Genomic DNA, 14611 nt, shown 5'->3' with positions numbered 1-14611 from the left:
CATGCGCCTCCTTCGCGGCAGCCACGACCTCTCAAACGGAAAGAACGGCAAGACATGAACAGGATCGATCTGGACGGCCAGCACGCCGTGGTCACCGGCGGCGCACAGGGCCTCGGCTTGGCGATGGCGAAGCGGTTTGTCGCCTCGGGAGCAACGGTGACGCTTTGGGACCTCGACGAGGCACGTCTCGACCAGGCCAGGCAGGAACTCGGCAAGGCGGCAACCACGCTGGTCGTCGACATCGCCGATTGGGACGCGGTCGATGCCGCGCGCGCCAGGACGGAGGCGATCGCGAACAAGATTTCCATTCTCGTCAATTCGGCGGGCATTGCCGGCCCGGCCGCGCCGCTCGACAGCTATGATGTCGATGTCTGGAAGAAGATCATCGACATCAACGTCAATGGCACCTTCTACGTGAACCGGGCCGTGGTTCCCGGCATGAAGGAGCGCAATTACGGGCGCATCGTCAACATCGCCTCGGTCGCCGGCAAGGAAGGTAATCCAAACGCCGCCGCCTATTCGGCCTCGAAGGCCGCGGTGATCGGCATGACCAAGTCGCTCGGCAAGGAACTGGCGCAATACGACATCGCGGTCAACTGCATCTCGCCGGCGACGGCGCAGACCCGCATTCTCGAACAACTGACGGCCGAACACATCGAATACATGCGCTCACGCATCCCGCGCGGCCGCCTGCTTGAAGTCGACGAGGCGGCCGCCATGGTGGCCTGGCTGGTCTCCAAGGAGAACAGTTTTACCACCGCTTCCACCTTCGACCTGTCGGGAGGGCGAACGACCTACTGACGGAAAGGCGCGGACAGCGGGCCGAGGCTGGCGGCGAAGCGCTCCACCATCGCAAGCCCGGCCTCGTTCGGCCGCATCGCCGGAGCGCGGTCATGGATCGGAAGGCCTGCGCGGGCGCCGAACAGGCGCTTGCCGTAGCAGATCAGGTTTTCGATGCCTTGCATGACGAAGACGGCGGCCGGCAGCATCTTTTCATACGCGGCCTCGGCCGTTTTTTCGTCTCCGGCGCGGAACGCTTCCCAGGCCCGCACGGCATGATCGATGCAGTCCGGCGCCAGGATCATGCCCCGGCAGCCGATGCGGGCATTGTCGATCAGTTCGAGCCCGCCGCGCCCGTTGAAAACGGGAAGCCGGCCCTCGGTACGCTCGATCAGGCCCGCAATGTCGGTGACCGGGCCTTCGCCCTTGATCAGCCTGATGTTGGGATGCAGCGTGACGAGATCGCGGATTTCGTCCGATGACAGGCCACGCCCGAAAAACGCCGGCGCATTCTGGATCGCCACCGGCAGGTCGGTCGCCTCCGCAACGCGGCCGAAGAAACGGATGTATTCCGGCGCGCCATAGGACCCGCCAGGCGGGGGCTGCAGGATAACCCAATCGGCGCCAACGCTTTCGGCGTGGCGCACCTGCGCGATCTGTTCGGCCACCGAGGCGCCAAAGATGGTGAAGGCGAGCGGCACTTTTCCGGCGGTATCCTGCGCCGTCCAGTCCATGACAGTGCGGCGTTCGGCCTCGGTGAGCTTGGCGACTTCGGTTGCCAGCCCAAGTGCTGCCATGCCGTGCACGCCGCTGGCCAGGCAGATCTCGACCTGCCGGCGCATCGCGGCACGGTCCAACCGCTCATTCTCGTCGAACAGCGCGTAGAGGATGGCGTGTATGCCGCGGAAATCATCGGGTTGGAATTTCGGCATCGGCCTCAATGGCTTTCGCGGGGAATGGCGTGGCCACGGTTGCCGACCAGAAAGTCGAGGTCGGCGCCGCGATCCGCCTGCAAAACGTGTTCGACATAGAGCCCCTGATAACCGCCGCGCATCGCCGGTGCCGGCGGCTTCCAGCTTTGACGCCGCCGCGCCAATTCCTGCTCCGGGACGTCCAGATGCAGCTTGCGCGCCTCGACATCGAGTTCGATGATGTCTCCGCTCCGAACCAATGCCAGCGGTCCGCCGATGGCGGCCTCGGGCGCGGCGTGCAGAATTACCGTGCCGAAAGCCGTGCCGGACATGCGGGCATCGGAAATGCGGATCATGTCGCGCACGCCCTGCTTCAGCAGCTTTTGCGGCAGCGCCATGTTGCCGACCTCGGCCATGCCGGGATAGCCTTTCGGGCCGCAATTTTTCAGCACCATGATCGAGGTCTCGTCGATGTCGAGCGCGGGATCGTCAATGCGCGCCTTGTAGTCGTCGATGTCCTCGAAAACGACGGCGCGGCCGCGATGCTTCATCAGGGCAGGCGTCGCCGCCGACGGCTTGATGATGGCGCCATCCGGCGCCAGGTTACCACGCAGCACGGCAATGCCGCCCTGCGCCGTCAGCGCCTTGCCGCGCGGGCGGATCACTTCGGGATTGTAGTTCCGGGCGTCCGCAATGTTGTCACGCACGCTCTTGCCGGTCACCGTCAGCGCGTCGAGATCGAGCATACCGGCGATCTCCTTCATGACCGCCGGTATGCCGCCGGCGTAGCAGAAGTCCTCCATCAGGAAGCGGCCCGAGGGCATCAGGTCGAGGATTGTCGGTACGTCTCGGCCAAGGGCATCCCAATCGTCCAGCGTCAAATTCGTACCGACGCGGCCGGCAATCGCGAGCAGATGCACGACCGCATTGGTCGAGCCGCCAATGGCGCCATTGACGCGGATGGCGTTGGCGAAGGCCGGTTTCGTCAGGATCGCCGACGGGCGGAGATCCTCATTGATCATCTCGACGATGCGCCGTCCGGTCATGCGGGCGATGCGGCTGCGGCGCGCGTCGACGGCGGGATAGGCGGCATTGCCGGGCAGCGCCAGACCGAGCGCTTCGACCATCGAGGCCATCGTCGAGGCCGTGCCCATGGTCATGCAATGGCCCGGCGAACGCGACATGGCGCTCTCGGCATTGGCGAAATCCTGTTCGCTCATGACGCCGGCGCGGACGTCCTCGGAGAATTTCCAAACATCGGTGCCCGAGCCGATGGCGCGGCCCTGGAAACGGCCGTTGAGCATCGGCCCGCCGGAGATCACGATCGACGGCAGGTCGCAAGAAGCCGCGCCCATGACCAGCGACGGCGTGGTCTTGTCGCAGCCGGCCATCAGCACGACGCCGTCCATCGGATTGCCGCGGATCGCCTCCTCGACATCCATGGAGGCGAGGTTGCGGAACAGCATCGCCGTCGGCCGCAGGTTGGATTCGCCGCAGGAGAACACCGGGAATTCAAGCGGCAGGCCGCCGGCCTCCAGCACACCGGCCTTGATGTGCTCGATCAGGCCGCGAAAGTGCACATGGCAAGGCGTGAATTCCGAGAAGGTGTTGCAGATGCCGATCACCGGCCGGCCGTCGAAGGCGTCGTCCGGCAAACCGTTGTTCTTCATCCAGCTGCGGTGGATGAAGGCGTCCTTGCCTTGGCCGCCGAACCAGTGCTGCGATCGTCTCTTGGTCATGGTCTTTCCGGAAATTCAGGCGGGGTGCTGCAACTGGCTGAGCCCGCCATCGACGACGAGGGTCGCCGCGTTCATGAACGGACACTCATCGGAGATCATGAACACGGCCGCCAGTGCGATCTCGCGCGCCGTGGCGATGCGACCACCAGGATGCAGGGCCATCGTGTTGGCGCGCGCCGCGACCGGATCGGGAAAGCTGTTCCAGTAGTCGACCGCCTTCTGCGTCTCGACATAGCCGGGCGCCAGCGCGTTCACGCGCACGCCCTGCCCGGCATATTCGAGTGCCAGCGATTTGGTCAGTCCAAGCAAAGCGTGCTTGGCGACCGGGTAGGGAAAGGTATGCGGAATGATGGTGAAGGCGTGCGTGGAGGCGATGTTGAGGATGGCGCCGCCGCCGCTTGCGATCATGCCCGGCAGCACCGCCTTGCTGCAATTCCAGGCGCCCTTGACGTTGACGTCGAAATTGCGGGTCCACTCCTCCTCGGTCGCCTCGAGCGGCGTCGAGAACACATTCATCCCGGCATTGTTGATCAGCGCATTGATCGGGCCGATCTCAGTGGTCGCACGGGCGACAGCCTCGGCAATGGCCGATGCATCGGCGATATCGGCGGTGCCGTGCCTGACATGACCGCGCGGCGCGGAGAGGCCGGCAACGGCCCTGCCCAGAAGCCCGTCATCACGATCGACCAGGAACAGCTTTGCCCCTTCGGCCAGGCAGGCTTCGGCGATGGCCAGCCCGATGCCTTGCGCGGCACCGGTCAGGAAGATGCGTTTGCCGGACAGGCGTTCAGCCATATCGGTCACTCCAGTCGAAGACGGTCAACGGCGGCCCAAAGCGGAGGAACGCAGATTGTCGAGCAACACCGCCAGGAGCAGAATAACGCCGCGCACGATGTACTGGTAGAAGGCCGGGATGTTGAGCAGGTTCATCGCGTTTTCGGCGATGCCCATGATCAGCACGCCGACGATGACGCCCGACATGGTGGCGCGCCCGCCGGCAAGCGAAACACCGCCGAGCACGCAGGCCGAGATGACGGAAAGCTCCAGCCCGACCGCCGCATTGGGCTGGCCAGAGGTGATGCGCGAGGCGAGCAGGATGCCGGCGATGCCGCAGACGACGCCCTGCAGCGCGAAGATCCAGATGCGTGTCCGGTCGACATTGACGCCGGCAAGCCGCGAGGCCTCCGGATTGCCGCCGATGGCCAGCGTGTTCTTGCCGAAGACGGTGCGGTTCAAAACGAAGCCGAAAATGGCGAAGAGAATGGCCAGCACCCAGATCGGTGTCGGGATGCCCAGTAGTTTCGACAGGGCAAGCTGGTAGAAATCGGGGCTGTTGATGCCGACCGCGCGGCCATCCGAGGAGATCAGCGCCAGGCCGCGCACGATCTGCATGGTGGCGAGCGTGGTGATCAGCGCGTTGATGCGGAATTTGGCGATGACGACGCCGTTGACGAAGCCGACGAAGGCGCCGCAGGCGATAGCCGCCAGCAAACCGAGCAGGATCGAGCCGGTGTAGTTCGACGCCATCACCGCGACCATGCCGGCAAAGGCGACGATGGAGCCGACCGACAGGTCGAAATCGCGCGCGGCGAGGCAGAACATCATGGTGCAGGCGACGATGCCGACGGTCACCACCGACTGCAGCAGGCCCAGCATGTTGCGGTCGGTGAGGAAGTTCGGCACCAGAGCCGACACCAGCGCGAAGGCGACGATGAAGATGACGACGAGGCCCTGTTCGCCAAGCAGGATTTTCTTCAACTGGTCGGTCATGGCAAATCCTCAGGAAGCGATCGCGTCGGGTGTTTTGGTATCGGGAAGGGCAGCGGCCAGGATCGCCTTCTCGGCGAACTGGTCCCGCGCAAGTTCGGCGTTGATGCGGCCACCGCACATGACCAGGATGCGGTCGCAGATGCCCATGACCTCCGGCAGTTCGGAGGAGACGACGACGATTGCCATGCCGTCCTCGGCAAGCTGGTAGAGAAGTTCGTAGATTTCCGCTTTGGCCCCGATATCGATGCCGCGCGTCGGTTCGTCGATGACGAGCACCCGCACTCCCTGTTCGGACAGCCAGCGGCCGAGGATGACCTTCTGCTGGTTGCCGCCGGAGAGATTGATGATGTCCTGCTTGCGCGAGGGCGTGCGCACCTTGAGCTTCTTGATGAAGGTCTCGGCGGTGGCAATCTCGCTGGCGCGGTTCAAGATACCGAAGCGCGTGTGATGGCGCCGCGACGAGATGTTGATGTTCTCCTCGATCGAGCGGCCCTGGATGATGCCGTCATGCTTACGGTCTTCCGAGCAGAGCACGATGCCGGCGCGGATCGCGTCATGCGGGTCGGTGGCATGGACGAGCTTGCCGTCGACGCTGATGGAGCCACCCGAGCGCGGGTCGGCGCCAAAGACAAGGCGCATCAGTTCCGAACGCCCGGCGCCGATCAGTCCGAAGAAGCCGACGATTTCGCCCGCCCTCGCCTCGAAGCTGGCAGGGGTCTTCAGTCTTGCGCCGGAGATGGCGTCGACCTTGAGTCTAACATCGCCTGCTTTGCGCGGGCGAAAACCCCAGATGTCGGAGATTTCGCGGCCGACCATTTCGGCGACGACCTGGTCGCGGGTGACGCCTTTGAGCGAGGCGTGGTGCGCCGCGAGCTTGCCGTCGCGCAGCACGGTCAGGCTGTCGCAGAGCCGGAACACTTCGTCCAGCCGATGCGAGACATAGATGATGACCTTGCCCTCGCCGCGCAGGCGGTCGATCAAGGCGAACAGGATTTCGCTTTCACGCGAGGACAGCGAGGACGTCGGCTCGTCCAGCGCGATGACGCGCGCGTCGAGCATCACCGCCTTGGCGATCTCGACCATCTGACGCTCGCCGATGGAGAGCGTCTTGACCTTGCGGCTGATATCAATGTCGATGCCTGCCGCCTTGAGCTTGGCGCCGACGTCGTCCAGCATCCTGGCTCGCGCGATAATCCCTGCATTGGCGGGAAAGCGGCCGAGGCTGAGATTCTCCGCAACGGTCAGTTCGGGAATGAGCTGCAGTTCCTGGTGAATGACGATGACGCCGTTGTCGAAGGCGTCTCGCGTCGAGGCATAGGCCTGGACCTTGCCGTCGATGCGGATTTCGCCGGCGTCGGCATGCTGGTCGCCCGACAGGATCTTGATCAGGGTGGATTTGCCGGCGCCGTTCTCGCCCATCAGCCCATGCACGGCACCCTTTTCGACGCCGAAGGAAACGTCCGACAGCGCCTTGACGCCCGGATAGGTCCTGGTGATGTGCGAGAAATCGAGAAAGGACACGGATTTCGATCCTTCGTGCGCAATGCCAAACAGGCGGCGGGCTGAAGCCGCCGCCTGTTTGTACAGGGAGGATTATTCGATGCCGAGACCCTGGCGGACCTTCTGGTAGTCGTCTCGCTTGGCGAGCGCACCGGAGGTCAGGATCAGCTTCTCCGGTTCCTTGTTGTTGGCGACCCAGTCATACATGTTGAGCGCCGTCTCGTAGCCATGCCGCTTCGGCGAGATGATCACGGTGCCGACAAAGCCGGTTGCGGTCGGCTTCTTGAACTCGTTGATCGCCGAATCCGCGCCGCCGATGCCGACGCCGATCATGCCATCCGCCGGAATGCCCACGCTTTCGGAGGCGCGCACGGCGCCCAGCACCGCCTCGTCATTGAGACCGAAGGCCACCCATTTCTTGATGCCGGCATGAGCGTTGAGCACGACCGTCGCGGCGTTGAGCGCGGCTTCGGTATCGGTCTTGGCCTGCGGAGCGTCGAAAATGTTCTCGGCCTTGAAGCCGTTCGCCTTGAGCACCGAGATGGCGCCTTCGACGCGGTCGACGGCGGTCGGCAACTGGTCGTAGGAGACGCGGATGGCGCCGACCTCGTCGGCCTTCCAGCCGCGCGCCTTCATTTCATCGACGATCGCCTGGCCGACGGCCTCACCGATCTTGGTGGCGGAAATGCCCATATGCGGCACGTCTTCCAGGGCCTTGCCGTCTGCGCCCACCAGCCGGTCGTCGACGGTCATCAGCTTGAGATTGTTGGCGGCGGCCTTGGCGACGATGCCGGGGCCGAGTTTCACATCGGGCGTGCAGACGATGAAGCCCTGCGCTCCCTGAGCGCCAAGATTGTCGATGGCCGACATCAGCTTCTCACCGTCCTCGGCGCCGATCTTGACCAGGGTAAAACCCTTTTCCTTGGCGGCCTGGTCGGCGAACTTCCATTCGTCCTGGAACCACGGCTCCTCGGGCTGTTTGACGATGAAGCCGATCTTGGTGTCCTGAGCATATGCAGCGATGGTCGTGACGGACAGCACGGCAAGCGCGCCCGCGACGAGCGCGGTCTTCAAAAGTCGCATGATTACCTCCCAGCGATAGGCCGGGCACATGGCCCGGGCACCGGAGTCTCTAATTCTTTTTATCATATCAGTCAATTGATCTGGTATGATAATTAAGCTACATGCTCTGACCAGGGGTCGCTGGCGCAAATCATCGGCATCCGGTAAGGCCGTGCCGGCCATGCGGAACCAGCGGATCCGCCGCCTTGGAGGAGGGCTGAGGTGACCGAGATTTTGAAAAAGACTTCAGGTGAAGCGGCCGCGCGCCGCCCGCGTGTCATGCCCGACGTGACGAAGGCGATCGCCTCCGACATTTTCTCAGGCCGCTATCCGGCCGGATCCTCGCTGCCCACCGAGAATGAACTGGGCGTCGAATATGGCGTCAGCCGCACGGTCATCCGCGAAGCGCTGAAAGTGCTGGCTGCAAAGGGCCTGGTGCTGTCGCGGCCACGGATCGGCACCATCGTGTGCAGCGAGGACGACTGGAACATCATCGACCCGCAGGTGCTGGCCTGGCACGCGCCGCATGCGCTCGACGACAAGCTGTTCGACGCAATCCTGGAAACCCGACGCGCCATCGAACCGCTGGTCGCCGAACTCGCCGCCTCCCGCGCGACGCTGCAGGAGATCGCCGATCTGGAAGCGGCGTGGCGGGGGATGGCGAATGCGGGTGAGGATCTTGCCGCCTTCTCGCGTTCCGACATCGTCTTCCATCAGATCCTTTACGCCGCGAGCCACAACCCGATCTTTCGCCAGATCGGCAACCTGATCGACACCGGGCTGAAATTCTCGCTGGAAGCCACCGCCACCATCTCGCTCGACCGACGCATGGAAGCGGTGGCGGCGCACCGCGAGGTCGTGGAAGCGCTGCGCATGCGCGAGGCCGGGGCGGCGCGCGACGCGGCGCACAGAATCCTCGACCTGGCGGCGCGCGACCTCGTCAGCGCCAAGAAACTCAAGAACAACTGAGACCACGCATGAAAATCACCGCGCTCACCACCTACATCGTTCCCCCGCGCTGGCTGTTCCTGAAGATCGAGACCGATGCCGGCGTCACCGGCTGGGGCGAGCCCGTCGTGGAAGGCCGGGCGCTGACGGTCGAGGCGGCGGTCAGGGAACTGGCCGACTATCTCATCGGCAAGGACCCGCGCCTGATCGAGGACCACTGGACGGTAATGCATCGCGGCGGTTTCTATCGCGGCGGGCCGATCCTGATGAGCGCCATCGCCGGCATCGACCAGGCGCTGTGGGACATCAAGGGCAAGGCGCTGGGCGTGCCGGTGCATGAACTGCTCGGCGGCAAGCTGCGTCAGTCGATCAAGGTCTATTCCTGGATCGGCGGCGACCGGCCGGCGGAAGTCGCCGCTGGCGCCAAGGAGGTGGTCGCACGCGGCTTCCAGGCCCTGAAGATGAACGGCACCGAGGAACTGCAGATCGTCGACAGCCACGACAGGATAGATGCCTCGGTGGAGCGCGTCGCCATGGTGCGCGAGGCCGTCGGCCCCAATATCGGCATCGCCGTCGATTTCCATGGCCGCGTGCACCGGCCCATGGCGCGCATACTGGTCAAGGAACTGGAGCCCTACCGGCTGATGTTCATCGAGGAGCCCGTGCTCAGCGAAAACCGCGAGGCGCTGAAGGAGATCGCCGCACTCGGCTCGACGCCGATTGCGCTCGGCGAACGGCTCTACAGCCGCTGGGACTTCAAATCGGTATTCGAGGAAGGCGTCGTCGACATCATCCAGCCGGATCTTTCGCATGCCGGCGGCATCACCGAATGCCGCAAGATCGCGGCGATGGCGGAGGCCTATGACGTGGCGGTGGCGCCGCACTGCCCGCTCGGTCCGATCGCGCTCGCCGCCTGCCTGCAACTCGATGCGGTCAGCTATAACTGCTTCATCCAGGAGCAGAGCCTGGGCATCCACTACAATGCCGGCAACGACCTGCTCGACTACGCCGCCAACAAGGACGTCTTCCGCTATGAGGACGGTTATGTCGCCATTCCCGATGGTCCGGGCCTGGGTGTCGAGATCGACGAAGAGTACGTGAAGGAACGCGCCAAGGAGGGCCACCGCTGGCGCAACCCGATCTGGCGCCACAAGGACGGCTCCTTCGCCGAGTGGTGACGCTTGCGGCCTCGTCCGCAATATCACGCGCATGCCTTGGCGAAGCCCGCGAAGTTTGATCCAATCGCCTTGTTGCAAGGAGATGGATGAGCGCGTGCATCTGATCAGGAGCTATCTGCTGCTGCCTTTCGTCGAGGCGGTCGAGGCCAGAGGGCTCGACGCGACGGCGATGCTCTCGGCGCATGGCCTGAAGAGGCAGGATCTGGTCGAACCGCATTTCCGGCTGCCCTTCACCGCCTTCCTGGCAATCCAGCAGCGGGCCGCCGATCTTGTCGGCGATCCCTGCCTCGGGTTGAAGATCGGCGCCGAAATCCGCTCCGAGCAGGTTGGCTCGCTGGGGTTATTGATGGCGACATCGCGCACCCTGCATGAGGCGCTCACCCATTTCTCGCGCTGGGGCAACGCCATCGGCGAGGGCTGGGCACTCGAGCTCATCGATACGCCGGAGGGCGCCGACTACGTCTATCGCGTGGATGAAACCGGCGTTTCGATCCGGCAGGATGTCGAATATTCACTGGCCAATCTGTGCAGCCTGACCCGCACTCGCATGGGGCGCAACTGGGCACCGGTCGAGGTTCATCTGGCGCACTCCAATCCCTCGCGGGCGCGCATCTACCAGGGCATCTTCAACGCCCCGGTCTTCTTCGACCAGCCCGTCAACAAACTCGTCATTGCCCGCAGCGACCTGCTGCTTCGCTCGGAGCGGGTCAGCTACGCCCTGCTGCCGATCGTGGAGGCGCATCTGCACCTCGCCGCCGACAAGGCGGCGACGGATGGCGATCTGCTGCGCCAGGTCAGCCTCATCGTCGCGCAATCGATGGGACACCGACCGGCCCAGATCGGCGATGTCGCGGCAAAGCTCGGCATACCGGTACGCAGCCTGCAACGAGCGCTGGCGCAGCGGCAGACCAGCTTTAGCGACATTGTGCGGCAGGAGCGCCGGCGCGTGGCCGAAAACCTGCTTGCGCAGGGGCGCATCAATTCCATCACCGACATCGCCATCAGCGCGGGTTACGCCGATGGCTCGGTGTTCTCCCGAGCCTTCCGGACTTGGACCGGAGGCGCGCCGAGCCGCAGCCCGCTCCGCAGGACGCGCGGATAGGCTATGCCGCGGCCGTGGCGGGCCTGCCGCTGCGCAACGTCGAGTGGATCAGGTCGAGACCGGCTTCGATCCTGTCGATGATCTCGGTGATTTCGGCGCGGCTGATGATCAGCGGCGGGCTGAGCGCGATCGTGTCGTTGGGGCAGGAGCGCAGGATTACCCCGTTGGCCTCGCACAGCCGCACCAATGTCGGGCCGATCTTTTCAGCGACGGCGAAATTGCGACGCTCCGCCTTGTCGGCGACGATCTCGACCCCGGCAATGAGGCCGGCACCCCTGATATCACCGACCAGCGGATGGCCGGCCAGACGGCGCTTGAGTTCGGCCTGCAGGAACCCGCCTGTCTCGGCGGCCCGGGACATGATGTTTTCCTCGTCGTAGATCCTGAGCGTCTCGAGCGCGACGGCGGCCGGCACGGGGTGGCCGGAATAGGTGAAGCCATGGCCGAACGTGCCGATCGCGTGGGTTTCCTGCGCGATCGCATCAACCACCTTCTCGCTGACCAGCACCGCGCTGATCGGCAGGAAGGCCGCCGACAGCGCCTTGGCACAGGTCAGGATATCCGGCTCGATCCCCATGGTCTGGGAGCCCCAGTAGGAGCCGGTGCGGCCAAAGCCGCAGATCACCTCGTCGGCCACCACCAGCACGTCGTGGCGGCGCAGCACGGCCTGAATCTTCTCATAGTAGGTGCGCGGCGGCACGATGACGCCACCACCGCCCATGATCGGCTCCATGAACATGGCGGCGACGGTATCCGGCCCTTCGGCGAGGATCAGCTCTTCCAGCTCCCTTGCGCAGCGGCTGGCATAGTCTTCCTCGCTCTCGCCGGGCAGGCCGTTGTGGTAGAAAAGCGGTGTCTGCACATGATGAAAGCCCGACAGCGGCACGTCGAACGAAGTATGGTTGATCACCTGGCCGGTGACTGAAGCAGTCGCCAGGGTGATGCCGTGATAGCCGCGCACACGGCCGATGATCTTCTTCTTGCGCGGCCGCTTCAGCGCGTTGTTGTAGTACCAGATCATCTTGATGGCGGTGTCGTTGGCTTCCGAGCCGGAATTGGCGAGGAAGACCTTGCTCATCGGCGATGGTGCGAGCTGTATCAGGCGCTCCGACAGGTCGACCAGCGGCACATTCGTCTTGCCGGTGAAGGCATGGTAGAAGGGCAGCTTGCGCATCTGCTCATAGGCCGTGCGCGCCAGCCGCTCATTGTCGAAGCCAAGCGAAGCGCACCAGAGACCAGCGACAGCATCGATATAGGATTTACCCTGCTCATCGAAGACGCGCACGCCCTTGCCATGGGTGACGACCATGGGCTCGATGCCGGCGAGCGGATCGACGAAGGGGTGCAGGGCGAACGCCTTGTCGCGCGCGGCTGTCGAATTGGGAATCGAAACGGTCATGGCGTCCTCCGGCTTGCTTGCTGTCTCCAGCGTCGCAATGTTCGAGCGCAATTTCCTGATATGTTACGCCAGTTTTCGTGCAAATTGCGCCACGCGAGAAACACGCCTCCCTGATCGAGCGATGCTGGCGATCTTCATGGATGTTGGAGGCTCGCGCCCGCTACCGGCAGGGGCACGCCGGCTTTGATCGAATGGCTGGCCGGACCTATCGCGTTGCGTTCGCGCCCGGGCGGCTGAGCACCATCGAGGCCGTCAGGAGCACGATCGACGCGGCGATCAGAACTGTCGCCGCCGCCGCGATGGTGGGCGTCAGCGTGTCGCGCGCTATGGTGAACATCTCGCGCGGCAAGGTGCGCTGGCCGGGACCGGCGAGGAACATCGTCACGACCACCTCGTCGAGCGAGGTGGCGAAGGCGAAAAGCGCACCCGATGCGATGCCCGGCAGGATGACCGGAAGCGTGACTTTCCGGAAGGTCAGGAAGGGCGAGGCGCCCATGCTGGCGGCGGCCCACAGCAGCCGCCGGTCGAGGCCGGTCAGCACCGCCGAGACGGTCACCACGACGAACGGCACCGCAAGCGAGGTATGGCCGAGGATCAGGCCGGGATAGGTCGCGGTCAAACCGGTCATGGAGAAGACGAAATACATGCCGACGCCGACGATGACGACCGGCGCGATCATCGGAATCAGCAGCAGGGCCGAGATCAGCCGCCGCCCCGGCAGTTGCGGCGCGGCGAGGCCGAGTGCGGCCATGGTGCCGAGCGGGGTGGCGAGCAGGGTCGTGGACACCGCCAGCACCAGGCTGTTGCGCAAGGCATCCATCCAGGTCGGCGTGGTGAAGAACTCGCGGTACCATTTCAGCGACCAGCCGGTGATCGGAAAGGTGAAGTCGCCGCTGCTCTTGAACGAGAACAGCACGATGATGATAAGCGGCGCCATCAGGAAGGCCAGCACGGTGACGGCGGCCAGGCCGAGTCCGAAGCGGCCGAACCGGTTGGGGAGCGACTGACGGGGACCAGACAAGGGCGCCTCCTAGCGCAAGCCGACGCCGCTGCGGCGCAGCAGGGCATTCTGGATGGCGTAGAGCGAGAGCGTGATGACGAGCAGGATCAGGCCGAGCGAGGAGGCAAGGCCCCAGTTCAGCGTGCCGGTCGTGTAGAGCGCGATGTAGTAGCTGATCATCTGGTCGCCGGGGCCGCCGACCAGCATCGGCGTGACGTAGAAGCCGAGGGTGACGACGAAGACCATCAACGCACCGGCCATGACGCCGGGCATGACTTGCGGCAGGTAGACGCGCCGGAAGGCATAGAAGGGCGTCGCGCCAAGCGAGAGTGCCGCCCTGAACAGCCGGGGATCGATCGACCGCATCGCGGCCAGCAGCGGGAAGATCATGAAGGGCAGCATGACATGCACCAGCGCGGTGATGACGCCGATGCGGTTGTAGAGCAGCTTCATCGGCTGATCGATGAGGCCCATGTCCATCAACAGGGTGTTGATGACGCCGCGGTCCTGCAACAGCGCCAGCCACGCCGTGGTCCTGACCAGGATCGAGGTCCAGAACGGCAGCAGCACCATGAGGAGCAGGAGGTTGCGCACGCGGTCGCTCTGGCGGGCCAAGAACGCGCACAACGGAAAGGCGAGCACCAGGGCCAGGATCGCCGTGGTGGAAGCGATGGCGAAGGTGCGCAGGATGATCGATCGGTAAAGCGCGGCGCCCGGCCGCGACGGCCCGATGCCCGTCTCGTAATTCTGCCTGAGGTCGAGCGCCGACAGGATATGGAAAACGCCGACAGGGCCGGCGGCGCGCTTCATCGCCTGCCAGGTCTGGTTCGCGCCCCATTGCGGATCGAGCGCGACAAGGTCGGGCGTGGTGCCGGCCGGCGCCGCCTCGAGCTTGCGCTTGGTCGATTGCAGCAGGGCACGGAAGCCCGGATTTTCATAGGACAGCCGGCGGCTGAGCGAGGCAAGACTGGCGCCGTCGACCTTCACGAGATCGCTGGCCAGGGCGGCGTAGGCGCTTGCAGGCGGCAGGCCCTGGCCGCTCCAGGACGAGAGTTCCACCGCCGTGGCGGGGAGCGCCGCGCGCAATTCCGGATCCGACACGCTGCGCCACAGGATCATGCTTACCGGCCAGAGGAAGGTGGCAAGGAGGAACACGAACATAGGCGCGATCAGCGCGTAGCTGCGCAGCATTCCTCCGCGTTGTCCCTTCAGCATCGGCTTC

13 protein-coding genes are annotated in these 14611 nt (G+C 64.6%); 4 read left to right on the top strand and 9 right to left on the bottom strand.

Features of this window, described 5'->3' with window-relative positions; all coding sequences use genetic code 11:
* Positions 1-54: 54 nt before the first annotated feature.
* Positions 55-801: an SDR family NAD(P)-dependent oxidoreductase gene (locus tag FFS37_RS01345; protein ID WP_137929129.1), complete on the top strand. Its 747-nt coding sequence runs from the start codon at positions 55-57 to the stop codon at positions 799-801.
* Here the strand turns inward: FFS37_RS01345 and FFS37_RS01340 are convergent.
* From FFS37_RS01340 to FFS37_RS01315, 6 genes are all read right to left on the bottom strand, one after another.
* Positions 795-1712: a dihydrodipicolinate synthase family protein gene (locus FFS37_RS01340; protein ID WP_137929128.1), complete on the bottom strand. Its 918-nt coding sequence runs from the start codon at positions 1710-1712 to the stop codon at positions 795-797. The two genes, FFS37_RS01345 and FFS37_RS01340, sit on opposite strands and share 7 nt — an antisense overlap.
* Positions 1713-1717: 5 nt before the next feature.
* Positions 1718-3430, bottom strand: coding sequence for an L-arabinonate dehydratase (gene araD, locus FFS37_RS01335; protein WP_137929127.1), 1713 nt, complete (start codon positions 3428-3430; stop codon positions 1718-1720).
* Positions 3431-3445: 15 nt separating this feature from the next.
* Positions 3446-4225, bottom strand: a complete 780-nt coding sequence (locus tag FFS37_RS01330; protein ID WP_137929126.1) for an SDR family oxidoreductase — start codon at positions 4223-4225, stop codon at positions 3446-3448.
* Between the two features lie 24 nt (positions 4226-4249).
* Positions 4250-5200 carry an L-arabinose ABC transporter permease AraH gene (araH, locus tag FFS37_RS01325; protein ID WP_137929125.1) on the bottom strand — a complete coding sequence of 317 codons (951 nt, stop codon included), beginning with the start codon at positions 5198-5200 and terminating at the stop codon, positions 4250-4252.
* A gap of 9 nt (positions 5201-5209) precedes the next feature.
* Positions 5210-6721: an L-arabinose ABC transporter ATP-binding protein AraG gene (gene araG / locus FFS37_RS01320; protein ID WP_137929124.1), complete on the bottom strand. Its 1512-nt coding sequence runs from the start codon at positions 6719-6721 to the stop codon at positions 5210-5212.
* Between the two features lie 72 nt (positions 6722-6793).
* Complete coding sequence (locus FFS37_RS01315) at positions 6794-7783, bottom strand: arabinose ABC transporter substrate-binding protein (protein ID WP_137929123.1); 990 nt, start codon at positions 7781-7783, stop codon at positions 6794-6796.
* Between the two features lie 201 nt (positions 7784-7984).
* On the opposite strand from FFS37_RS01315, the gene FFS37_RS01310 reads away from it, so the two are divergent.
* The 3 genes from FFS37_RS01310 (at position 7985) to FFS37_RS01300 (ending at position 10990) form a co-directional block, all read left to right on the top strand.
* Positions 7985-8731: a FadR/GntR family transcriptional regulator gene (locus tag FFS37_RS01310; protein ID WP_171026135.1), complete on the top strand. Its 747-nt coding sequence runs from the start codon at positions 7985-7987 to the stop codon at positions 8729-8731.
* Positions 8732-8739: 8 nt separating this feature from the next.
* On the top strand, positions 8740-9888 hold the full coding sequence (gene dgoD / locus FFS37_RS01305) for a galactonate dehydratase (RefSeq protein WP_137929122.1): 1149 nt from the start codon (positions 8740-8742) through the stop codon (positions 9886-9888).
* A gap of 94 nt (positions 9889-9982) precedes the next feature.
* The gene (locus tag FFS37_RS01300) at positions 9983-10990 is read left to right on the top strand and encodes an AraC family transcriptional regulator (protein ID WP_171026134.1); all 1008 of its coding nucleotides are present in this window, start codon (positions 9983-9985) and stop codon (positions 10988-10990) included.
* Position 10991: 1 nt separating this feature from the next.
* Here the strand turns inward: FFS37_RS01300 and FFS37_RS01295 are convergent, their stop codons facing one another.
* The 3 genes from FFS37_RS01295 to FFS37_RS01285 form a co-directional block, all read right to left on the bottom strand.
* Complete coding sequence (locus FFS37_RS01295; RefSeq protein WP_137929120.1) at positions 10992-12389, bottom strand: aminotransferase; 1398 nt, start codon at positions 12387-12389, stop codon at positions 10992-10994.
* Between the two features lie 205 nt (positions 12390-12594).
* Complete coding sequence (locus FFS37_RS01290) at positions 12595-13410, bottom strand: ABC transporter permease (RefSeq protein ID WP_232375547.1); 816 nt, start codon at positions 13408-13410, stop codon at positions 12595-12597.
* 9 nt (positions 13411-13419) lie between these two features.
* Positions 13420-14604 carry an ABC transporter permease gene (locus FFS37_RS01285; RefSeq protein WP_137929119.1) on the bottom strand — a complete coding sequence of 395 codons (1185 nt, stop codon included), beginning with the start codon at positions 14602-14604 and terminating at the stop codon, positions 13420-13422.
* Between the last annotated feature and the right edge of the window lie 7 nt (positions 14605-14611).

Origin of the sequence: Mesorhizobium comanense, assembly GCF_005503535.1 — a bacterium.
GTDB lineage: Bacteria > Pseudomonadota > Alphaproteobacteria > Rhizobiales > Rhizobiaceae > Mesorhizobium > Mesorhizobium comanense.
The sequence above is the reverse complement of the archived record's forward strand: the minus strand, read 5'-3'. Positions and strand labels throughout refer to the sequence as shown.

What these genes read in the sequence shown, in the direction of transcription:
- dgoD (WP_137929122.1), top strand. Translation starts at nt 8,740, where the DNA reads ATGAAAATCACCGCGCTCACCACCTACATCGTTCCCCCGCGCTGGCTG.
- FFS37_RS01285 (WP_137929119.1), bottom strand. Translation starts at nt 14,604, where the DNA reads ATGCTGAAGGGACAACGCGGAGGAATGCTGCGCAGCTACGCGCTGATC.
- araH (WP_137929125.1), bottom strand. Translation starts at nt 5,200, where the DNA reads ATGACCGACCAGTTGAAGAAAATCCTGCTTGGCGAACAGGGCCTCGTC.
- FFS37_RS01330 (WP_137929126.1), bottom strand. Translation starts at nt 4,225, where the DNA reads ATGGCTGAACGCCTGTCCGGCAAACGCATCTTCCTGACCGGTGCCGCG.
- FFS37_RS01345 (WP_137929129.1), top strand. Translation starts at nt 55, where the DNA reads ATGAACAGGATCGATCTGGACGGCCAGCACGCCGTGGTCACCGGCGGC.
- FFS37_RS01315 (WP_137929123.1), bottom strand. Translation starts at nt 7,783, where the DNA reads ATGCGACTTTTGAAGACCGCGCTCGTCGCGGGCGCGCTTGCCGTGCTG.
- FFS37_RS01295 (WP_137929120.1), bottom strand. Translation starts at nt 12,389, where the DNA reads ATGACCGTTTCGATTCCCAATTCGACAGCCGCGCGCGACAAGGCGTTC.
- araD (WP_137929127.1), bottom strand. Translation starts at nt 3,430, where the DNA reads ATGACCAAGAGACGATCGCAGCACTGGTTCGGCGGCCAAGGCAAGGAC.
- FFS37_RS01340 (WP_137929128.1), bottom strand. Translation starts at nt 1,712, where the DNA reads ATGCCGAAATTCCAACCCGATGATTTCCGCGGCATACACGCCATCCTC.